This window comes from Kitasatospora sp. NPDC023176, from assembly GCF_055560495.1.
Genome location: NZ_JBVHIP010000027.1, coordinates 1 through 20,909 on the forward strand (window position 1 = coordinate 1; position 20,909 = coordinate 20,909).

21 protein-coding genes are annotated in these 20,909 nt (G+C 73.9%); 14 read left to right on the plus strand and 7 right to left on the minus strand.

All coding sequences use genetic code 11. The features are described 5' to 3' along the window. Window positions 1–169 precede the first annotated feature (169 nt). The 5 genes from ACZ3YL_RS29790 to ACZ3YL_RS29810 all read left to right on the plus strand — a co-directional run bounded on the left by ACZ3YL_RS29790 (window position 170) and on the right by ACZ3YL_RS29810 (window position 3,622). Entirely contained in the window at window positions 170–679 is a 510-nt protein-coding gene (locus ACZ3YL_RS29790; RefSeq protein ID WP_188309042.1) for an SRPBCC family protein, read from the plus strand. Window positions 680–777: 98 nt separating this feature from the next. Continuing rightward, the gene (locus tag ACZ3YL_RS29795; RefSeq protein WP_465660440.1) at window positions 778–1,437 is read left to right on the plus strand and encodes a hypothetical protein; all 660 of its coding nucleotides are present in this window, start codon (window positions 778–780) and stop codon (window positions 1,435–1,437) included. A gap of 128 nt (window positions 1,438–1,565) precedes the next feature. Beyond that, a complete protein-coding gene (locus tag ACZ3YL_RS29800; protein WP_188309044.1) occupies window positions 1,566–2,360 on the plus strand; it encodes a DsbA family protein in 795 nt (264 codons plus the stop codon). Beyond that, window positions 2,357–2,974: a vitamin K epoxide reductase family protein gene (locus tag ACZ3YL_RS29805; RefSeq protein WP_465660441.1), complete on the plus strand. Its 618-nt coding sequence runs from the start codon at window positions 2,357–2,359 to the stop codon at window positions 2,972–2,974. The genes ACZ3YL_RS29800 and ACZ3YL_RS29805 overlap by 4 nt, the downstream gene beginning before the upstream one ends. 90 nt (window positions 2,975–3,064) lie before the next feature. Then, the gene (locus ACZ3YL_RS29810; protein WP_465660442.1) at window positions 3,065–3,622 is read left to right on the plus strand and encodes a dihydrofolate reductase family protein; all 558 of its coding nucleotides are present in this window, start codon (window positions 3,065–3,067) and stop codon (window positions 3,620–3,622) included. A gap of 17 nt (window positions 3,623–3,639) precedes the next feature. Here ACZ3YL_RS29810 and ACZ3YL_RS29815 read toward each other — a convergent pair whose 3' ends face one another. The 3 genes from ACZ3YL_RS29815 to ACZ3YL_RS29825 form a co-directional block, all read right to left on the minus strand. After that, window positions 3,640–4,638: an adenosine deaminase gene (locus ACZ3YL_RS29815; RefSeq protein ID WP_188309046.1), complete on the minus strand. Its 999-nt coding sequence runs from the start codon at window positions 4,636–4,638 to the stop codon at window positions 3,640–3,642. A 70-nt stretch (window positions 4,639–4,708) separates the two neighbouring features. Beyond that, window positions 4,709–6,004, minus strand: a complete 1,296-nt coding sequence (locus ACZ3YL_RS29820; protein WP_465660443.1) for an MFS transporter — start codon at window positions 6,002–6,004, stop codon at window positions 4,709–4,711. Further along, the gene (locus ACZ3YL_RS29825) at window positions 6,001–6,594 is read right to left on the minus strand and encodes an ArsR/SmtB family transcription factor (protein ID WP_188309048.1); all 594 of its coding nucleotides are present in this window, start codon (window positions 6,592–6,594) and stop codon (window positions 6,001–6,003) included. The genes ACZ3YL_RS29820 and ACZ3YL_RS29825 overlap by 4 nt, the downstream gene beginning before the upstream one ends. Before the next feature lie 128 nt (window positions 6,595–6,722). Between ACZ3YL_RS29825 and ACZ3YL_RS29830 the strand changes: the two genes are divergently transcribed. Both ACZ3YL_RS29830 and ACZ3YL_RS29835 read left to right on the plus strand, forming a co-directional pair. Beyond that, on the plus strand, window positions 6,723–7,004 hold the full coding sequence (locus ACZ3YL_RS29830; RefSeq protein ID WP_188309049.1) for a DUF6158 family protein: 282 nt from the start codon (window positions 6,723–6,725) through the stop codon (window positions 7,002–7,004). A gap of 121 nt (window positions 7,005–7,125) precedes the next feature. Next, a complete protein-coding gene (locus tag ACZ3YL_RS29835; RefSeq protein ID WP_465660444.1) occupies window positions 7,126–8,514 on the plus strand; it encodes an NADP-dependent succinic semialdehyde dehydrogenase in 1,389 nt (462 codons plus the stop codon). Between the two features lie 30 nt (window positions 8,515–8,544). Here the strand turns inward: ACZ3YL_RS29835 and ACZ3YL_RS29840 are convergent, their stop codons facing one another. Beyond that, a complete protein-coding gene (locus tag ACZ3YL_RS29840; RefSeq protein ID WP_188309051.1) occupies window positions 8,545–8,829 on the minus strand; it encodes a hypothetical protein in 285 nt (94 codons plus the stop codon). Between the two features lie 49 nt (window positions 8,830–8,878). Continuing rightward, window positions 8,879–9,820, minus strand: a complete 942-nt coding sequence (ku, locus tag ACZ3YL_RS29845; RefSeq protein ID WP_465660445.1) for a non-homologous end joining protein Ku — start codon at window positions 9,818–9,820, stop codon at window positions 8,879–8,881. A 330-nt stretch (window positions 9,821–10,150) separates the two neighbouring features. Here ku and ACZ3YL_RS29850 point away from each other — a divergent pair, with 330 nt between their 5' ends. From ACZ3YL_RS29850 to ACZ3YL_RS29875, 6 genes are all read left to right on the plus strand, one after another. Continuing rightward, a complete protein-coding gene (locus tag ACZ3YL_RS29850) occupies window positions 10,151–11,593 on the plus strand; it encodes an amino acid permease (RefSeq protein WP_188309053.1) in 1,443 nt (480 codons plus the stop codon). A gap of 670 nt (window positions 11,594–12,263) precedes the next feature. After that, window positions 12,264–12,944: an aggregation-promoting factor C-terminal-like domain-containing protein gene (locus ACZ3YL_RS29855; protein WP_465660446.1), complete on the plus strand. Its 681-nt coding sequence runs from the start codon at window positions 12,264–12,266 to the stop codon at window positions 12,942–12,944. Window positions 12,945–13,160: 216 nt separating this feature from the next. Next, window positions 13,161–14,165: a glycosyltransferase family 2 protein gene (locus tag ACZ3YL_RS29860; protein WP_188306265.1), complete on the plus strand. Its 1,005-nt coding sequence runs from the start codon at window positions 13,161–13,163 to the stop codon at window positions 14,163–14,165. A 231-nt stretch (window positions 14,166–14,396) separates the two neighbouring features. Further along, complete coding sequence (locus ACZ3YL_RS29865) at window positions 14,397–17,312, plus strand: FAD-binding and (Fe-S)-binding domain-containing protein (protein ID WP_465660447.1); 2,916 nt, start codon at window positions 14,397–14,399, stop codon at window positions 17,310–17,312. Window positions 17,313–17,406: 94 nt separating this feature from the next. Continuing rightward, window positions 17,407–17,736 carry a TetR family transcriptional regulator C-terminal domain-containing protein gene (locus ACZ3YL_RS29870; protein WP_465660448.1) on the plus strand — a complete coding sequence of 110 codons (330 nt, stop codon included), beginning with the start codon at window positions 17,407–17,409 and terminating at the stop codon, window positions 17,734–17,736. Between the two features lie 32 nt (window positions 17,737–17,768). Then, window positions 17,769–18,179 (plus strand): PaaI family thioesterase, encoded by a 411-nt coding sequence (locus ACZ3YL_RS29875; protein ID WP_188306262.1) that lies wholly within the window; start codon window positions 17,769–17,771, stop codon window positions 18,177–18,179. A 51-nt stretch (window positions 18,180–18,230) separates the two neighbouring features. Here the strand turns inward: ACZ3YL_RS29875 and ACZ3YL_RS29880 are convergent, their stop codons facing one another. Both ACZ3YL_RS29880 and ACZ3YL_RS29885 read right to left on the minus strand, forming a co-directional pair. After that, complete coding sequence (locus ACZ3YL_RS29880; protein ID WP_188306261.1) at window positions 18,231–18,683, minus strand: CBS domain-containing protein; 453 nt, start codon at window positions 18,681–18,683, stop codon at window positions 18,231–18,233. Between the two features lie 134 nt (window positions 18,684–18,817). Next, window positions 18,818–19,807 carry an SPFH domain-containing protein gene (locus tag ACZ3YL_RS29885; protein ID WP_465660497.1) on the minus strand — a complete coding sequence of 330 codons (990 nt, stop codon included), beginning with the start codon at window positions 19,805–19,807 and terminating at the stop codon, window positions 18,818–18,820. Window positions 19,808–19,954: 147 nt separating this feature from the next. Between ACZ3YL_RS29885 and ACZ3YL_RS29890 the strand changes: the two genes are divergently transcribed. Continuing rightward, entirely contained in the window at window positions 19,955–20,728 is a 774-nt protein-coding gene (locus tag ACZ3YL_RS29890; protein WP_465660449.1) for a uracil-DNA glycosylase, read from the plus strand. The last annotated feature ends 181 nt before the right edge of the window (window positions 20,729–20,909 follow it).

Genomic DNA, 20,909 nt, shown 5'->3' on the forward strand with positions numbered 1-20,909 from the left:
CCACCCCCCCCCCCCCCACCCCCCCCCCCCCCCCCACCCCCCCCCCCCCCCCCCCCCCCCCCCCCCCCCCCCCCCCGGCACCCACCCACCCTCCCGAGAGCCCACCGAAAACAGCACCCCCCTTTGCCCCCCACCCCCCAGAAGCGCAGGCTGGTCCGAAGGAGGCGCCATGACCACCCTTGAGGAACAGATCGACATCGCCGCCCCCGTCCTCGCCGCCTGGGAGCAACTGCACCGGGTGCACGAGTACCCGCAGTTCGTCGACGGAGTCCGCACCGCCCACCCCCACGGCCGCAACCTCGCCCACCTCGCACTGCAGGTCAGCGGGGCGGAGCGGTCGGTGGACACCGAGATCACCGACCGCGGCCGGGGCCGGGTGATGGCCTGGCGGACCCTGGACTCCGTCCACCTGAGCGGCGCGTTCGCCCTACTGCCGCTCGACCCCCGGCACACCCGGCTGCAGATCCGGGTGGAGTACGACCCGGAGGCGGTGCACCGGGAGTTCGGCGGGCCGCGCGGCTTCGCCCAGGCCGGGGCGATCGAGCGGGCGGTGCGCGGGGACCTGGAGCACTTCCGGGAGCTGGTGGAGGCCCGGGTGACCGCCGCCGACGACCACCCGACCACCCCTCCCGACCATCCAGTCGACAGCCACCCGACCACCCCTCCCGACCATCCATAAGAACCACATAAGCCCAGCTCAGCACAGGTGGTGAGGCTGTTCACAGCCCGCCACCGACCAGGCCGTTCCACTTTCAACCTGTGGCAGACTCGGATGCCATGGACATCGGCCCGGTCACCAGGACGCTCCGCGCGGCGGTCTTCGCCGCGCTGGTCGTGCTGCTCGCCGGCCTCGGCCAGGTGCTGGTCACCGGCCGGACGCTCCCGGTCGGGACGATGGGCCTGGCCGCACTCGGCGTCTTCGCGCTCGCCCTCGCCCTGGCCGGCCGCGAACGCGGCTACCTGGCGATCGCCGCGGCGTTCCTGCCGCTCCAGTTGGGCGTCAGCGCCCTGTTCGACCTGGCGCAGCGCTCCTGTCCGTCCCTGCCGCCCGAGGCCGGGCACGGTCTCCGGCCGCTGCTGTGCGGTGGCGGCTCGCTCGGCGGCTTCCTGCTCGGTCACGGTGTGTCCCAGCAGGCCGGCGTCCTGCTGCTCCTGCTGCTGCACACGGTGATCGCGCTGGCCGGGGCGTTCTGGCTGCGCCGCGCGGACGCCGCGCTGGCCGGTCTCGCCCGGGCGGTCCGGATGCTGGGCGAGTTCCTGCACCGGCACCTGCCGGCCGCCGCCCGCTGGCTGCGGCTGCTGGCCGCGCCCGTCCCGGCCCGCCCGGTGGTCCGGGTGCCGTTCCCCCGGGCCAGCCGCGCACTGGTCCCGGCCGAGGACGTGGTGGTGCGTCCGGCCGTCCGGCGTGGTCCGCCGGTGTTCGCCCTGGCCGTCTGAGCGACTCCAGGCAAGTCCCCCCTCAGTCGGCCCTCTCGCCCCTCACCGCGCCCCAGCGCCCCCGCCCCGGCGCCCCCGCGCCAGCGCCCGCGCGCCCCCGCACGCCAGAGAGCACAGGACGACACCCCATGAGCAACACCCGTAAGACGCACCAGAAGACCAACGCCACCGACCGCATGCGCGAGGCCCGCGCCCAGGCCGAGCGCTCCGACCGGATCCGCCGCCGGGTGGTGGTCGGCGCCGCCTCCGCCGCCGTACTCGCCCTCGCGGCGGGTGTCGCCTTCGCCGTCGGCGGCCCCTCCGGCTCCTCCTCGGACACGGCCGCGAACGGCCCGCTGGTCGTCCCCGCCAACGCGGGCGGCACCAACGGCACGGTGATCACCTACGGCAAGGCCGACGCGCCGCACACCCTGGAGATCTACGAGGACTTCCGCTGCCCGTTCTGCGAGCAGTTGGAGACCACCACCGGCACGACCATCCAGCAGCTCGCCGACAACGGCACGTACAAGATCGAGTACCACCTGGCGACGTTCCTGGACAAGAACCTGGGCGGCAAGGGCTCGCGCACCGCGCTGGCCGCCGCCGGGGCCGCGCTGAACGAGGGCGCGGACAAGTTCAAGGCCTTCCACGACGTGCTGTACGCCAACCAGCCGGACGAGCGCAGCGACGCCTTCGGCGACGTGAACCACCTGCTGGACCTGGCCGGCCAGGTGCCCGGTCTGAAGACGGACGCCTTCGTCAAGGCCGTCCAGGACGGCAGCTACGCGCCGTGGGCGGCCAAGGTGAACGAGGAGTTCAACAACAGCGACGTCACCGGCACCCCGACCGTCAAGCTCGACGGCAAGAAGCTGGACGTGCTGACCAACGGCAAGGCCGCCTCGCCCGAGCAGTTCACCGCGATGGTCAAGCAGGTGACCGGGTGACGGCGCCCGCCCCCGCCGCGCGGACCTTCGGCGCGAGCCGCCCGTTCGCCTGGCTGCTGCTGATCGGCGGCGCGGTCGGCCTGTTCGCCTCGACGGTCCTGACCCTGGACAAGATCCGGCTGCTGAAGGACCCGTCGTACGTCCCGAGCTGCAACATCAATCCGATCATCAGCTGCGGCTCGATCATGCGCAGCGAGCAGGCGGAGGCCTTCGGCTGCCCCAACTCGCTGATCGGCCTGGTCGGTTTCGGGGTGGTGATCGCGATCGGCGCCGGGCTGCTCGCCGGGGCGGCGTACCGGCGCTGGTTCTGGCTCGGGCTGCAGGCCGGGACGGTCTTCGGGGTCGGCTTCGTGACCTGGCTGATGTACCAGGCGCTGTACCGGATCGGCGCGCTGTGCCCGTACTGCATGGTGGTGTGGGCCGCGATGATCCCGCTGTTCTGGTACACCACCCTGCGCAATCTGCGCTCCGGCGTGATCCCGGTCGGGCCGCGCGCGCGGACGGTGGTGCGGGAGGCCGCGCGCTACCACTGGGTCGTCCCGGCGCTCTGGTACGCGGTGATCGCGCTGCTGGTGCTCAACCGGTTCTGGTACTACTGGAGCACCCTGCTCTGATCCCCGTCCGCCGCCCCCGCCGCGCCACGGCCGGGGCGGCGGACCCTCCCCTCCGTGAGGTCGCCGATGCGCCGCAGGATCGTCCTCTTCATGAACGTGTCCCTGGACGGCTACTTCGAGGGCCCGGGCCACGACCTCGGCTGGCAGCACGTCGACGACGAGCTGCACACCCATTTCAACCGGGTCCTCGCCCGCATGGGTGGTTTCGTGTCCGGCCGGCGCACCCACGAACTGATGGCCTCGGTCTGGCCCACCGCCGACCAGGACCCGGCCGTCGACGGCCCGATGAAGGAGTTCGCGGGCATCTGGCGCGCGATGCCGAAGACCGTCTTCTCCCGCACCCTCGACCACGCCGACTGGAACACCACCGTCGTCCGCGAGGTCACCCCCGAGACGGTCGCGGCCCTCGCCGCCCGCCCCGAGGGGGACCTCTGCCTCGGCGGCGCCGAGCTGGCCCAGGCCTTCCTGGCCCAGGACCTGATCGACGAGTTCCGGATCTACGTCCAGCCCGTCGTCCTCGGCCGGGGCACCCTGCTGTTCCGCCCCGCCGAGCACCCCCTCCCGCTCACCCTGCTGGAGACCCACCGCTTCACCAGCGGCGTCACCCTGCTGCACTACGCCCGCAGCGGGCCGTCACCGCTCGGCTAGCGGGCGGCGGCGGGCCGTCAGCCCTCGACCGGTTCGAAGGTGAACCGCTCGACCTCGGCCAGGAGTTCGGCCCGGCGCCGGTCGTCGATGAAGGAGGCCCGGAAGGAGTTGGCGGCCAGTCGGCGCAGGGTCTCCTGGTCGAGGGCCAGGGCCTGTCGGACGGCGCGGAAGTTGTCCTCGACGTAGCCGCCGAAGTAGGCCGGGTCGTCGGAGTTGACGGTGACCAGCAGGCCAGCGTCCAGCATCTCGCGCAGCGGGTGGTCGGCGAGGGTGTCGATGCAGCGCAGCCGGACGTTGGAGAGCGGGCAGAGGGTGAGCGGGATCTGCTCGCGGACCAGCCGGGCGACGAGTTCGCCGTCCTCCAGGCAGCGCAGCCCGTGGTCGATCCGCTCGACGCCGAGGACGTCCAGCGCCTCGGTGACGTACGAGGCGGGGCCCTCCTCGCCCGCGTGGGCGACCCGGCGCAGCCCGGCCTCGGCGGCGCGGCGGTAGACCTCGCGGAACTTCGCCGGCGGGTTGCCGACCTCGGCGGAGTCCAGGCCGATGCCGGCGATCCGGTCGAAGTACGGGCGGGCGGCCTCGAAGGTGTCCAGCGCGGACTCGGCGGACTCGTCGCGCAGGAAGCACATGATCAGCTGGGTGCTGATGCCGTACCGCTCCTCGCTGCGGGACAGCGCCCGGGTCAGCCCGTCCACCACCACGCCGAGCGGCACGCCGCGCGCGGTGTGCGCCTGGGGGTCGAAGAAGATCTCCGCGTGCCGCACGCCCTGTTCGGCGGCCCGGGCCAGGTAGGCGTCCGCGAGGTCGGCGAAGTCCTGCTCGGTGCGCAGCACGGCCATCAGCGCGTAGTAGAGGTCGAGGAAGGACTGCAGGTCGCTGAAGGAGTACGCCTTGCGCAGTGCCTCGGTGTCGGCGTACGGCAGCGCGACGGAGTTGCGGGCGGCGAGGGCGAAGGCGAGTTCGGGTTCGAGGGTGCCTTCGATGTGCAGGTGGAGTTCGGCCTTGGGAAGCGGCATGGGCGATCTGTCCGAGCTGTCGGGGGTGGACCGGGGGTGCACCGGGGCGGACCTCACAATGCGGAGAAATTCATCCTACGATCTCCCCGATCTGCGGGGGCGCCGTGGGCAGTTCCCGCAGGCGGCGCAGCGGCGAGAACAGCGGCAGCGTCCCGGCCGCCACCAGCAGAGCGGTCATCACCCACATGGTGGGCCGCAGTCCGATCGCCGCGCCCAGCGCGCCGCCGGTCAGGGCGCCGAGCGGGATGGTGGCGTGCACGGCGAACATCGAGCCGGCCGCGACCCGGGTGAGCAGCGCGGGCGGGGTGTAGGACTGCCGGAAGCTGCCGAGCACCACGTTGCAGAGCACCACCGCCGCGACGACACCGAGTGCGCCGAGCACGTACAGCGCCGTCCGGTAGCCCGGGGCGGCCAGCGGCATCAGCAGCCCGAGCGGTACCGCGGTGAGCAGGACGATCCGTACCGCGCGGGCCGTCCCCAGCCGGCGGCACAGCGGTCGGGCCGCGAGCGCGCCGAGCACGCCGCCGACCGCGGCGGCGGAGGCGAGGGCGCCGACCCAGCCGGGGGCGATCCGGGCCTCCCTGACCAGGAACAGCACCAGGATCGACTGGTAGCCCATGAGCGCGAAGTTCGCGGCCGCGCCGAAGCACAGGAAGGCCCGCAGGTAGGGGTCGCGCAGCAGGAAGGACAGCCCCTCGCGGACCTGTCCGAGCAGGCCCGCCCGCTCGGGGGCCACCGGCTCCGGCCGGGCGCGGATCCGCAGCAGGGCGGCGGCCGCGACCAGGAAGCTCACCGCGTCGATGAGCAGTCCGGCTGCCGCGCCCAGCAGTTGGACGGTCAGCCCGGCGAGCCCCCGCCCGGCGACCTCGGCCGCCGAGCCGCTGCCCTCCAGTTTGGCGTTGCCCTCGATCAGGTCCTCCGGCGCCACCAGTTCGGGCAGGTAGGCCTGTTCGGCGGCGCCGAAGAACACCGCCGAGACCCCGCTGAGGAAGGCCACGGCCAGCAGCTGCGCCAGGGTGAGCACGCCGAACCAGCCCGCCACCGGCACGCTCGCGAACAGCGCGGCGGAGCCGAGGTTGCAGCCGATCATCACGGCCCGCCGGGGCGCCCGGCCGACCCACACCCCGGCGGGCAGGCCGAACAGCAGCCACGGCAGCCAGACCGCGCTGGTCAGCAGGCCGGTGGCGAGCGGTCCGGCGTCCAGGGTGAGCACCGCGACCATGGGCAGCGCGACGGTGGTGACGCTGCTGCCCAGCCGGCTGACGGTCTGGCCGGCCCACAGCAGCCGAAAGTCGTGCTGGGCGAACAGGCCCCAGCGGGAGCGGAGTTCAGGTCCCGCGGGCGACGGCGCGAGGGTGGCGGTCACGGCCTGGCCGGGACGCTGTGGGCGAAGGCCAGGACGGTTTCGCGCTGCTGCCCGTCCTGGGGCACTGGGCGCTGCGCCCACTTCTGGATCACCTCGTGCAGGTCGGCCGCCAGTTCCCGGGCCTCTTCCGGGGTGAGCCGCAGCCAGGCCTGGGTGGCCACCGAGCAGCCGTCCCGCCAGTCGGGCCGATAGCCGCCGCGCCGCACCGCCCATTCGCGGACCAGCTCGGCCTGGCGTTCCAGCAGGATCGATCCGGCCGCGTCGGCGACCGCCTCGGCGACCGGGTCGCCGTCGAAGTCGGCCCTGGTCCAGCTGAGTTCGCGGTCGGCCAGCCGCCACCACCGCTCCCGCCGGTCCCGGGCGAACTCGGGCGCCTCCTCGATCAGTCCGCTCTCGGCCAGCACCTTCAGGTGGTGGCTGACGTTGCCGACCGCCTGCCCCGTGCGCTCGGCCAGCTTCCCGACGGTGGCCGGGCCGTCGACCTTGAGCAGGTCGATCAGCCGGCGGCGCAGCGGATGGGTGAGGGCGGCGAGCACCCGGGAGTCCTGGATCTCCCGGGCGCCGCGCGGTTGGTCCGTGGTGTCGTCCATGCCCGGAGAATACCTACGAGAGCTCTTGTACGACAGCTCTTTCACAACACCCCTTGTGCACTGCGAACGGGTGCGCCGGCGCCGGGCACCCGACACTGGAGGAGGGGCCCGCGCCGAGGAGGTACGAGATGCGGCACGCCAACGACCCGCACGTCCGGCCCGGGGGCGTCTCCCCGCACGCCCTGGGCAACGACGTCCTGCTGCACGAGCTGGAGCAGCTGCACCGCACCCGCCACGAGACCTTCCTGTACGGCTCGGAGGAGGCGCTGAATCGGCACACGCTGCGCACCGGGGAGCTGGAGGCCGAGTACCTGCACCGCTTCCCCCACCGGCAGGTGACCGCCGCCCGGACCAGGGCCGGCGCCCGGGCCCGGGAGGCGGCGGCCCGGGTGGAGTCGCTGCCGGAGTGAGGGCCGGCACCGTTGCCCGGCGGGACACGCCGGGCAGCGGTGGCGCGCCCGGGGGCGGGCCGTCGGGGAGGGTGTGAGGGCGCAGACGCACCGGACCCTCACCCGCCACTGGGAGCCCCTCATGCCCATCGCCAGCGTCAACCCCGCGACCGGCGAGATCATCCAGACCTTCGAACCGCTCGACGCGGCCGGCGTCGAGCGGCGGCTGGCCCGCGCCGAGGCCGCCTTCCACGGCTACCGCAGCACCCCCTTCGCCGCCCGCGCCGAACTGATGCACCGCGCCGCCGACCTGCTGGACCGGGACCAGGAGCCGCTGGCCCGCACCATGACCGCGGAGATGGGCAAGCCGCTCGCCGCCGCCCGGGCCGAGGCCGCCAAGTGCGCCAAGGCGATGCGCTGGTACGCCGACCACGCCGAGGCGCTGCTCGCCGACGAGCACCCGGCCCCGGCCGACGTGGCCGACAGCGGGGCCGCCCGCGCGTACGTCCGCTACCGCCCGCTCGGCCCGGTGCTCGCCGTGATGCCGTGGAACTTCCCGTTCTGGCAGGTGATCCGCTTCGCCGCCCCGGCCCTGATGGCGGGCAACGTGGGCCTGCTCAAGCACGCCTCCAACGTGCCGCGCACCGCGCTCGCGATCGAGGAGCTGTTCCGGCGGGCCGGCTTCCCCGAGGGCTGCTTCCAGACCCTGCTGATCGGCTCGGGCGCGGTCGAGGGCGTGGTCCGGGACCGCCGGGTCGCCGCCGTCACCCTCACCGGGAGCGAGCCGGCCGGGCGGGCGGTCGCGGCCGCCGCCGCGGACGAGGTGAAGAAGGCGGTGCTGGAACTGGGCGGCAGCGACCCGTACGTGGTGCTGCCGAGCGCCGACCTGGACGCCGCGGTGGGCACCGCCGTCCGGGCCCGGGTGCAGAACAACGGCCAGTCCTGCATCGCCGCCAAGCGCTTCATCGTGCACACCGACGTCTACGACCGCTTCACCGCCGCCTTCACCGAGGCGATGCGCGCGCTGCGGATCGGTGACCCGATGGACGAGGCCACCGACGTCGGCCCGCTGGCCAGCCGCCAGGGCCGGGACGACCTGGAGGAGCTGGTCGAGGACGCCCGCACCCACGGCGCCCGGGTCGAGTGCGGCGGCAACCGCCCGATGGGCTGGGACACCGGCTGGTTCTACGAGCCGACCGTCCTGACCGGCGTCACCCCGGCGATGCGGATCCACCAGGAGGAGACCTTCGGCCCGGTCGCCACCGTCTACCGGGTCGCCGACCTGGACGAGGCGGTGGCGCTCGCCAACGACACCCCGTTCGGGCTCAGCTCCAACGTCTGGACCACCGACCAGGACGAGCAGGAGCGCTTCGTCCGCGACATCCAGGCCGGCGGGGTGTTCTTCAACGGCATGACCGCCTCCCACCCGGCGCTGCCCTTCGGCGGGGTCAAGCGCTCGGGCTTCGGGCGGGAGCTGTCCGGGCACGGCATCCGGGAGTTCTGCAACGTCACCACGGTGTGGATCGGCTGAGCCCTCCCGGACGCCTGCCCCCCGGTCGGGTCAGGAGGCCGTTGTCCGGTGCCTGCCCCGGCCGGGCGTCGCCCAGCGGGCGACCACGCCGACCAGCGCGATGAAGGTCAGGAACCAGAAGAAGGCCATCAGCCCGATCATCGGATCCCACTCGGTCTGGACCTCGACCATGAGCAGACCGATCGAGAGCGCGACCATGAAGGTCACGACGGTGGGGCTGAGGCTGAGCAGCCAGTGCCAGGCCCGGTAGCCCAGGCTCGGGTTCCGCGGGGCGTCGGGGCCGGTGTCGAGTTCCTTGTAGGTGAGCAGGTCCATCGGGACCGCCTCCGGTGGTCGGGGGGAGGGGACTTCCCGGTCCGCGCGGTCAGGAGGCCTTGCGCGGAGCCGTGGACTTACGGGTGGAGGCCTTCTTCGCCGGGGCGGCCTTCTTCGCGGCCCCGGCCGTGGCCGTCGTGGTCTTCTTCGCCGCGGCGCGCTTGCGCGGTGCGGGCTTCTCGTCCTCCCGCGGCGCCTCGGCGGCCGGCGCGCGCCCGCCCTTGGCCTGCTTGAGGCTGCTGCGCAGCGCCTCCATCAGGTCGATCACGTTGTCCGGCGCCTCTCCGGGCTCCTCCTCGTGCGGCAGCTCGACGCCCTCCAGCCGGGCGGTGATCACCTGCTGGAGCGCCTGCTGGTAGTCGTCGTGCAACTGGGAGAGGTCGAAGTCCTCGGAGAGGGTGTCCATCAGCGAGCGCGCCATCTTGAGCTCCTGCGGCCGCACCGTGACGTCCTCCTCGGGCGCGATGCCGGCCGCCGGGCGGACCTCGTCGGGCCAGATGCAGGTCTGCAGGACGAGCGTCCCGGCGTGCACCCGCAGCACCGCGGGAGACTCCCGGGTGCGCAGCGCGATCTTGGTGACGGCGATCTGCCCGGACTCTGTCAGCGCGTCGCGCAGCAGGGCGTACGGCTTGGCGGCCGCCTTGTCGGCGACGCCCACGTAGTAGGCCTTGGAGAACATCAGCGGGTCGATCTCGGTCGCGTCCACGAAGGCCAGCACGTCGATGATCTTCTTGCTGGGCAGCGGCAGGTCGGCGAGGTCCTCGTCGCTGAGCGTGACCGTGCGGCCGTCGGGCGACTCGTAGCCCTTGGCGATCTCCGCGTACGGGACTTCCTTCTCCTCCTGCTCGCAGTACCGCTTCATCCGCACCCGGCCGCCGTCCTTGGCGTGCACCTGGTGCAGCGGGACGTCGTGCTCCTGGGTCGCGGAGTAGAGGTGGACGGGGATGCTGACCAGCCCGAAGCTGATCGTCCCCTTCCAGGTGGTCTGCATGGTTCCCACTGTGCGCGCGTTCCGCCGGATCGGCCACAGCGCGCTTCGCCGGGCCCGGGGTCGCCGGCTCCCAGCGGGGGATCCGGGCCGCCGCGGCGCCTGGCGGGTTCCCGCCAGGGTGACGATGAGTCAGATTTGAGGCTTTCCCGCCACTTTTCCACCCGCTCTGACCTGGCCTTTTGTGTTCGGTAAGCGAACAGTTATCAAACAGCTGTTCCGATACCCGGGCGTAGAAAGTAGGTTGCACCGCAATGCGCGGGTCTGTCCCCCACCCTCCGGCGCGACGAGCCGAGGGTCATGCCGCGCTGGAAAGAGCAGAGGACACCCTCCATGAGTGCGGACACCACCAAGCAGGCGGCGGACACCACCCAGGTCCCCCACCAGCTGGGCCCGGTCGGACACGGCGGCGACGGCCACCTGAAGGCCGGGCTCAAGAACCGGCACCTGTCGATGATCGCGATCGGCGGCGTGATCGGCGCCGGCCTGTTCGTCGGCTCCGGTGCGGGCATCGCCACCACCGGCCCCGGCATCCTGCTCTCCTACACCCTGGCCGGCGTGCTGGTGGTGCTGGTGATGCGGATGCTCGGCGAGATGGCGGCGGCCGACCCGCAGAGCGGCTCGTTCTCGGCGTACGCGGACCGCGCGCTGGGCCGCTGGGCCGGGTTCACCATCGGCTGGCTGTACTGGTTCTTCTGGGTCGTGGTGCTCGCGGTCGAGGCGACCGCCGGCGCCAAGATCCTCAACCAGTGGGTGCCGGGCGTGCCCCAGTGGGGCTGGGCACTGATCGTGATGGCCGTGCTGACCTCCACCAACCTGTTCTCGGTCGCCTCCTACGGCGAGTTCGAGTTCTGGTTCGCCGGGATCAAGGTGGTCGCGATCGCCGCGTTCCTGGTGATCGGCACGCTCGCCGCCTTCGGCGTGCTGCCGGGCACCCACGCGGTCGGCACCAGCAACCTGACCGGCCACGGCGGCTTCCTGCCGCACGGTGTGGGTGCGGTGTTCACCGGCATGCTCACCGTCGTCTTCGCCTTCATGGGCAGCGAGATCGTCACCCTGGCGGCCGGCGAGTCGGAGGACCCGGAGAAGGCGGTCAGCAAGGCCACCAACAGCGTGATCTGGCGCATCGGGATCTTCTACCTGGGCTCGATCCTGCTCGTGGTGACCCTGCTGCCCTGGGACTCCGCCGCGATCAAGGACAGCCCGTACGTGGCGGTGCTGGACCACGTGGGCATCTCGCACGCGGGCCAGGTGATGGACGTGATCGTGCTGACGGCGGTGCTCTCCTGCCTCAACTCCGGGATGTACACCGCCTCCCGGATGGCCTTCTCGCTCGGCCAGCGCGGCGACGCCCCGAAGGCCTTCGCGACCGTGAACAAGCGCGGCGTGCCGATGGTGGCCATCCTCTCCTCGGTGGTCTTCGGCTTCATCGCGGTCTTCTTCAACTACACCTCGCCGAAGACCGTGTTCTCCTTCCTGCTGAACTCCTCGGGAGCGATCGCGCTGTTCGTCTGGCTGGTCATCTGCGCCACCCAGCTGCGGATGCGGAAGATCATCGAGCGCGAGATGCCCGAGCGGCACACCGTCCGGATGTGGCTGTACCCGTACCTGACCTGGGTCGCCATCGGCATGATCAGCTTCGTGATGGTCTACATGTTCACCGACGCCGACGGCCGCAAGCAGATGTACCTGTCGCTGGTCGCCGCGGCGATCGTGCTCGGCGCCTCGGCCGTGGTGGGCCGACGGCGGCGGGCCGCGGTGGCGGCGGGCTCCTGACCCGTCCGCGCCGCGCTTGAACGCCGGGCCCGGGAGCCGTTGCGGAGGCTCCCGGGCCCGGTGCCGTTCGCACCCGGCCCCGGCCCGGCATCCGGGCCGGGGCCGGGCCGGCTCCCGAGCCGCCGTCGGGCCGCCATCAGCCGGTCACACTGCGTCGATGTCGGTGCCACCCCCGTGTGAGCCCGCCCACAGGGGGTTTCGCATCTACGGCCCTGGATAGTTGTCACGGTCGGCGCGCCCGGCATCGAGCACCGCCCGCGGCCCGCCGGACGCCCACCCCGCCGCCCGGGCCGGCCTGAAGAACCCAGGCCATCGAGCCTCCCGGCCTCCGCTTCCGTCGGCGCAGCCCGCCCGCGACCCTCGGGCGCCAAAACCGGACAAACCTCCCCAAAGCCATCGGCGTGTCCGGCCGCGCCCGCCCCTCGGCCACTACCCGGCGTAGTAGCGAGCGCCTTTGCCACCCGTCCCCGGCCCTGCCAAGAATGGCCCGTCGCCAGGCAGCGCCGGCCGGCCCCGTCCGCCGCGCGCAGCCCGCCCGCCCCGCCGTTCTCCGCCGGGGCGCCACGGCCGTCCCGGACGGCCGCGCGGGCCCCGCTCACCCGGAGCCCGTGCGATGCCCCGCGCCCGGCGCCCCCGGCACGGCCCCCGACGGAAAAGGATCGACCGCTCCATGCAGCTCAGCCATGCCCGCCGCAACTCCCTGATCACCGGCATCGCCACCCTCGTGGTCGCGAGCGCCGCCACCGCCGCGCTCGCCCTCCCGCAGGCCGGGACCTCCACCGAGGCCGCCGCCCCCACGGCCGCCGTCACGGTGGACGGCAAGCCGGTGGCCGACCAGGTGCAGGCCGACACCGCTGCCGCTGCCCAGAAGGCCGCCCAGGACGCCCAGGACGCCCAGGCGGCCCAGGCGAAGGCCGAGGCGGACGCCTCCGCGCAGGCCCAGGCCCAGGCCGCCGCCCAGGCGCAGGCCGAGGCCGACGCGAAGGCCCAGGCGGACGCCAAGGCCCAGGCCGACGCCGCCGCCTCCCGCTCCCAGCAGCGCCAGGCCCTCCCCGCCGCCCCCTCCGGCACCCCGCAGCAGATCGCCGCGCAGATCGTGCCGGCCGGCCAGCTGCAGTGCTTCAGCAACATCGTGTCCCGCGAGAGCACGTGGAACCCGCTGGCCGTCAACGCCTCCTCCGGCGCCTACGGCCTGGTCCAGGCGCTGCCGGGCTCCAAGATGGCCTCCGCCGGTTCGGACTGGAAGACCAACCCGGCCACCCAGATCAAGTGGGGCCTGGACTACATGAACTCCCGCTACGGCAGCCCCTGCGCCGCCTGGGCGTTCTGGCAGACCCACCACTGGTACTAAGGGCGCCGGCCCCGGCCCGGCCGTCCCTGCGCATACGCCCCAGGCCCGCGACGCACTCCGCGTCGCGGGCCTGGGGCGTCGCCGTCTGGCGTGGACGCGTCCGGAAGGCGGCGTGAAGATATGGCGTACGCTCATACGGTTTGGCAGTGATTGTTCGTAATTACGCACCGTCAGCCCTTTGCCACCGTTCGCGCCGCCCTCTTACGCTCCGGCGTCATGCCCTCACCCCTGATCAGCGTCGTGCTCCCCGCCTACGACCAGCACGGACAGCTCGCCGACTGCCTGGACTCGCTGCTCGCCCAGACCCTGGCGAACGTCGAGGTGATCGTGGTCGCCGACCGCTCCCCCGAGACCGCGGGCGAGCTCGCCGACGCGTACGCGGCCCGACACCCGCGGGTGTCGGCCCTGCACCTGAACGCGGCCGTCGGGGTCGGGGTGAGCCGCAACGCGGGCGCGGCGCGGGCCACCGGCGAGCACCTGCTGTTCCTGGACGCCGACCACCTGCTCCCCCGGGACGCCCTCCAGACCCTCGCCGACCGGCTCCAGCAGACCGGCCCGGTCGACGTCCTGCTGTTCGGCCACTCCCGCCGCCACAACGACCGCGACTGGCCGGGCGGCGCCGAGGCCCTGCTCGCCGAGGCCGGCCCCGAGCCCTTCGCCCCCTTCGACCGGCCCGAACTGTTCGGCGCGCCGCCGCTGATCTGGGACCGGCTGATCCGCCGCGGCCACTGGGAGGAGCTCGGGCTCGCCTTCCCCGACGGCCGCTACGAGGAGATCCCGGTCGCGCACGCGGCCCTGCTCGGCGCCCGAAAGGCCGCCGTCCTGCCGCGCGAGTGCGTCCAGCTGCGCCGCCGGGAGACCGTCCACCCGGCCGGCGGCCCCGGCAGCAGCGTCTTCGACCTCTTCGACCAGTACGAGCGCAGCTTCGCCCTGCTGGAGGACCAGCCCCACCTCTACGCAGTGCGCGACGCCCTGTTCGTCCGGATGGTCCGGCACTACCTGTTCGTCTTCGACCTCGCCGGCTGCGTCACCCGCGCCGAGCGCCCCCAGTTCTTCCACCGCGCCGCCGAGCACCACCGCCGCTTCCTGCCCCCGGGCCACCGCAAGCCCACCGGTCGCGAGGGCATCAAGTTCTCCCTCCTGGCCGGCGGCGCCTACCCGGCCTTCGAGGTCGCCAAGCTCTCCCACATCGCCCGCGGCACCCTCACCGGCCGCAAGTAGCTCAGCGGGCGTGCGCGGTGCCGCCCTCGGCGGCCGGCGCGGCGCCAGCACCTCCATCCACAGCGGCAGGGTGGACCCGCGGAGCCGCATCACGCGGAGCGGTCGATCACGGCTGCCGGGCGTCCCGCATGACACCCCGTCGGCGGAACCCTCGTCGTGCCCGGCTTCCGGACGACGCCCCGGCTGCGATCATCGGCGGAGCCGTTGCCGCAGCCGTTCGGGAGGTCCCCGGTGAGCCGTCCGTCCGCCGTTCCCGGGGCCGCACTGGCCCGCGAGCTGGCCGCCGTGCTGCGCGGGGAGGTGCGGTTCGGCGCCGCCGAGCGCACGGTGTACAGCCACGACGCCTCCAACTACCGGCAGTTGCCGCTCGGCGTGGTCAAACCCGCCGACCCGGACGACGTGCGCACCGCGCTGGCGCTGTGCCGGCAGTACGGCGTGCCGGTGGTGGCGCGCGGGGCCGGGACGAGCATCGGCGGGCAGGCGATCGGGCCGGGCGCGGTGGTGCTGGACTTCCGCCGCCACCTCGGCGCGGTGCCGGCCGTCGACCCCGAGGCCCGCACCGCGCGCGTCCAGCCCGGCACCGTGCTGGACGACCTCCAGCGCGCCGCCGCGCCGTACGGGCTGCGCTTCGGCCCCGACCCGTCCACCCACAGCCGCTGCACCCTCGGCGGAATGATCGGCAACGACTCCTGCGGCTCCCACTCGCTCGCCTGGGGGCGCACCTCCGACAACGTGGAGCGGCTGGAGCTGCTGCTCGCCGACGGCACCGAGCTCACCGTCGGCGGGCCGCTCGACCCCCAGGGGCGCGCGGCGCTGCGCGCACAACCCGGGCGGATCGGCCGACTCCACACCCAGCTCCAGGAGTTCACCGACCGCAACCTCGCCACCATCCGGCAGGGCATGCCGCGACTGCCCCGCCGCACCTCCGGCTACCCGCTGGACGCCCTGCTGCCCGAACGCGGCCACGACCTCGCCCGGGCCCTGACCGGCTCCGAGGGCACCTGCGCGCTGCTGCTGGGCGCCACCGTCCGCCTGGTCGAGGCCCCCGCGGCCCACGCCCTGGTGGTGGCCGGCTACCCCGACGAGGGCGCCGCCGCCGACGCCGTCCCGGCGCTGCTGCCGTACGGTCCGCTGACCGCCGAGGGCATGGCCGCCGACCTGGTCGCCGCGCTGCTCGCCGCCGGTCCGCGCCCGCCCGCCCTGAACCGGCTGCCCGCGGGCGAGTGCTGGCTGTTCCTGGAGACCGGCGGCGCCACCGCGCTGGAGGCCTACCAGTCCGCCCGTCGGCTCGCCGACGCGGTGCGCCGCGAGCGCTCGGCCACCGTCGCCCTGGTCACCGACCCGGCCGAGCAGCGCCAGCTGTGGGCCGTCCGGGAGGCGGGCGCCGGGATCGTCACCCGGCTGCCCGGGGGTGGCGAGGCCTGGCCCGGCTGGGAGGACTCCGCCGTCCCGCCCGAGCGGCTCGGCGACTACCTGCGCGGGCTGCGCGCCCTGCTGCGCCGACACGGCCTGCACGGCGTCCCGTACGGGCACTTCGGCGACGGCTGCGTGCACCTGCGGATCGACTTCCCGCTGGACGACCCCCGACGGCGCCCGCTCTTCCGGGCGTTCCTGGAGCAGGCGGCCGATCTGGCGGTCTCGTACGGCGGTTCGCTCTCCGGCGAGCACGGCGACGGGCAGGCCCGCGGCGAACTGCTGCCGCGCATGTACCCACCCGAAGTCCTCGCCCTGTTCGGCGAGTTCAAGCGGATCTGGGATCCGGAGCAGCTGCTCAACCCGGGCGTGCTGGTCGACCCGCGCCCGCTCGACGCCGACCTGCGCTTCGTCACCGCCCCGCGCCGCCCGCTGCCACTGGCCCTGCCGTACGAGCAGGACGGCGGCAGCCTCGCCAAGGCGGTGCACCGCTGCGTGGGCGTCGCCAAGTGCGTGGACCCGACCACCGGGGTGATGTGCCCGAGCTACATGGCCACCGGCGAGGAACGGCACTCCACCCGGGGCCGGGCCCGGCTGCTCGCCGAGATGCTGCGCGGCATGGAGGCACCTCCCGGCCGCCCGGCTGGGGGAGCGATCCCGGACGGCTGGCGCTCGGCCGAGGTACGGGAGGCGCTCGACCTCTGCCTGAGCTGCAAGGGCTGCGCGAGCGACTGCCCGGTGCACGTCGACATGGCGACCTACAAGACCGAGTTCCTGTACCAGCACTACCGGCACCGGCCGCGCCCGCTCGCCCACTACTCGATGGGCTGGCTGCCGCTGTGGCTGCGGGCGGTCGCGCTGGCGCCCGCGGCGGCCAACACCCTGATCCGCTCGCCGGCCGGCCCCCTGCTCAAGCGGCTCGGCGGGATCGACCGGCGGCGGGTGCTGCCGGTCTTCCCGCCCGAGACCTTCACCCGCTGGTACCAGCGCCGCCGGGCCACGCACCCGGCCCCGGCGGGCGCCCGGCCGGTGCTGCTGTGGCCGGACACCTTCTCGAACCACCTCCAGCCGAACGTGCCGCGCTCGGCCGTCGAGGTGCTGGAACACCTCGGCTTCGACGTCCGACTGCCGGAGGGCCCGGTGTGCTGCGGCCTCACCTGGTACTCCACCGGCCAACTCGACACGGCACGACGGGTGTTGCGACGCAGCGTGGGCGCACTGGCGGCCGCCGGGCTCCAGGCCGACACCCCCGTGGTCGGCCTGGACCCCAGCTGCACCGCCACCCTGCGCGAGGACCTCCCCCGACTGCTCGGCGAGGACGGCCGCCCGCTCTCCGAACGGACCCGCACCTTCGCCGAGTTCATCGACCAGTACGCCCCGGACGCCCCGCTCCCCCGCGTCCGGCTGGACGCCGTCACCCAGACCCACTGCCACCAGCACGCGGTACTCGGCAGCGCCGCCGACCGCCGGATCGAGGCCCGGCTCGGCCTGCACAACCGGGTGCTGGACTCCGGCTGCTGCGGACTCGCGGGCAACTTCGGCTTCGAGCAGGGCCACTTCGAGGTGTCCGAGGCGATCGCCGAGCGGGTGCTGCTCCCCGAGGTCCGGGCGGCCGGCCCCGACACCGTGGTGCTGGCGGACGGCTTCAGCTGCCGCACCCAGATCGCCCAACTCGCGGACGGGCGAAGGGCCCTGCACCTGGCGGAGCTGATCGCCCGGGAACTGCGCGGCTGACGCCTGTCTTTCGGATCCTGCCGGAAGGGCCGGGACGTGCGCCGCGAGGAAGGCCCCGGCATACCCCGCGGCCTCCTCCCGGCCCGGGTGGCCGGTGGCCGCCTCCCCCGGCGGTGCCGTCGGCACCGACCGGCGCGAACGGACCGTCCGGCTGCTCGCCGAGACCCTCCCGCTGGACGCCGAGCGCCGGCAGGAGCGCGCACTCTGGCTCAGCTTCGTCACCGCCGCCCGCACCCGCCCCGAACTACGTCCCCGCGCCGCCGAGTTGCAGACCGGCCTGGACGCGCCGGTCCGACGCGTCCTGGTCGAGATGGAGCGCTCCGGCGCCCTCACGCCCGGCCTCGACCTCGACCTCGACCTGGTCGGACCGGACGAAATGCGCACGGTGCCCAGCCGCCACCTCGACACCCTGGCAACCGCCTGACAACGCGCCAACGCGCCCGCCACAATGGCGCGATGACCCTCACCCCCGCCGAGGCGGACAAGATCCTGGCCGAGAACTTCGCCCCCTGGGTGCAGGACCTCGGGCTCACCACGACCGAGACCGGCGAGCGCCACGCCGTGCTGCGGCTGCCCTGGTCCGACCGGCTCGCCCGCGAGGGCGGCGGACTGTCCGGCCAGGCGCTGCTGGCCGCCGCCGACACCGCCTGCGTGATCGCCCTCTCGGCGGCCCGGGGCGGCTTCGCGCCGATGACCACCGTCCAGCAGTCCAGCAGCTTCCAGCGCGCCGTGGCCGGTCAGGACGTCCTGGTCCACGCCCGGGTGACCAAGCTCGGGCGCCGGATCGCCTTCCTCGACGTCACGCTCACGGCCGAGGGCGCGGAGGAGCCCGCCGCCCAGGCCGCCTCGGTGTACGCCCTCGGGTGACCCCTGGCCGGGCCGCTCGCGTGCGGCCCGGCCCGGCCCGGCTCGGCCCGGTCAGCCCTGCAGGGCCTCCTTCTTCGGTGCCTCCTCCGCGCAGACCGCCGACACGAACTCCGCGAGCCGGGCCTGCGGCAGCCCGCGCGCGATGTCGGCCTCGCTGATCATGCCGACCAGCTTGTGCTCCGGGTGGTTGATCACCGGCAGCCGGCGCACCTGGTACTGCTCCATCACCCGCAGCACCTGCTCGCAGTCCTCGTCCGCCTCCACCGTCATCGGCCGCCCCTGGGCCAGTTCGCCCGCCGTCACCGCGGCCGGGTCGCGCCCCTCCGCGACGCAGCGCAGCACGATGTCGCGGTCGGTCACGATGCCCAGCAGCCGGTCGTTCTCTCCGCAGATGGGCAGCGCGCCCACGTGTCGTTCCCGCATGATCCGGGCGGCGGCGGCGAGCGTCTCGTGCTCGCGGATGCACTCCGCCCCCGGGTGCATGATGTCGCTGGCGATGGTCATGGTCCGCCTCCTGACCTGGCTTCCAGCCCCCCGTCCATCCTGGTCCGACCGGGTGACGCACGCCACCGGGCACCGCCGCCGGCACCACTCCCGGCACCACTACCGGCACCGCCCGGCACCGGGTCGCGCCCCGCTCAGGCCGTCGTCTTCGGCTCACTGCGCTCCCCGCTCTGCTGCTGCCCGTCCGGCTCCGCCCCCTCCAACGGCGAGCTGGTCAACACCTCGTCCAGTGACGGGAGTTCGTGCTTGGGCAGCTCGCGGCCGACCTCGGGCTCCGGCACCTCGCCGCTCGCCACCGCCCGCTCCGCCGCCTTCCCGGCGGCGGCCACGGCGGCGGCCGCCAGCAGGTCCCGCTGCTGGGACTCCGTCGCGCTGTCCAGGAACCGCAGCAGCTCCACCGGGAACGGCAGCACCAGTGTCGAGTTCTTCTCCGCCGCGACCTCCACCACGGTCTGCAGCAACCGCAGTTGGAGCGCCGCCGGGGTCGCGCTCATCACCGCCGCCGCCTCCGACAGCCGCTCCGAGGCCTGGCACTCACCGTCCGCCGTGATGATCCGCGCCCGCCGCTCCCGCTCGGCCTCCGCCTGGCGCGCGATCGAGCGCTTCATCGACTCCGGCAGGGCGACGTCCTTGATCTCCACCCGGTCGATCTGGATGCCCCAGCCCAGCGCCGGACTGTCGATCATCAACTCCAGCCCCTGGTTGATCGGTTCGCGGTTGGCCAGCAGGTCGTCCAGCTCGCTCTTGCCGATGATCGACCGCAGTGAGGTCTGCGCGACCTGGGAGATCGCGAAGTTGTAGTCCTGCACGTTGACGGTCGCCTTCACCGGGTCCTGGACCTGGAAGTAGACCACCGCGTCGACCCGTACGGTCACGTTGTCCCGGGTGATGCCCTCCTGCGCCGGGATCGGCATCGTCACGATCTGCACGTTCACCCGGCGCAGCCGGTCCGCGATCGGCATCAGCGCGACCAGCCCCGGCTGACGGATCTCCTCACGCACCCGGCCGAAGCGGAACACCACGCCCTTCTGGAACTGCTGGACCACCCGGATGCTCAGCCCCGCCCAGACCGCCCCCAGCCCGACCAGCCCCCCGAGGGCACCCAGCACCGCATCGACGATCATCGCGGCCTCCTCGCGGCCTCCGCACACACCGGCGCGTCCGGCCACCGCCGACCCGGCCGGGCCGAGGGCCACCGGAGCAACTCCTTCCACGCTACGCCTGCCCGGACACCGCCGGAGCGATCGCCCGGGGCCCCTAGGATCAGGGCCATGCAACCGGCCCCCGCCGATGACCCGAACCACCCCCGCCACCCCGCCGAGGCCGCCGCCCGTGCCACCGGGCTCACCGGCCTCGACCGGGTCGTCACCCACTGCCGGGCCTGCCCCCGGCTGGTCGCCTGGCGCGAGGAGACCGCCCGCACCAAGCGCCGCGCCTACCAGGACTGGGACTACTGGGCCCGCCCCATCCCCGGCTTCGGCCCACCCGACGCCCCGCTCGTCCTGGTCGGCCTCGCCCCCGCCGCCCACGGCGCCAACCGCACCGGCCGGATCTTCACCGGCGACCCCTCCGGCGACCTCCTCTACGCCGCCCTCCACGACCTCGGGCTCACCAACCGCCCCGAATCCGTCCGCCACGGCGACGGCCTGGAGCTGTACGGCGTCCGGATCACCGACCCGGTCCGCTGCGCCCCGCCCGACAACAAGCCCAGCACCGCCGAACGCGATACCTGCCGCCCCTGGATCACCCGTGAACTCCAGTTGCTGCGCCCCACCGTACGGACGGTCGTCGCCCTCGGCGGCTTCGCCTGGCAGGCGATGCTGCCGGTGATCGCCGACGCCGGCTGGATCGTCCCGCGCCCCCGCCCCACCTTCGGCCACGCCGCCCGGGTCACCCTGCCCGCCCGCGACGGCGGCCCCGACCTGCGGCTCTACGGCTGCTACCACGTGAGCCCGCGCAACACGAACACCGGCCGGCTGACCACCACGATGCTCCGCGACCTGCTGCGCGAGGCGGCCACCTCGGCGGGGCTCAGCCCCCGGTAGGGCCGTGCTCCCCCTCCCCGAGGAGGGCCGGCACGTCTTCGCCTTCCCCGCCCCACCGGACAGCCCCACCGGACAGCCCCACCCGCCGCGCCTTCGCGGCCGCCGCCCACACGGAAACCCGGCTCCGCGCCGGCTCCGACGCGCCCCCGGGCACCCCGCGCGGTCGCACCGACGGATCGCC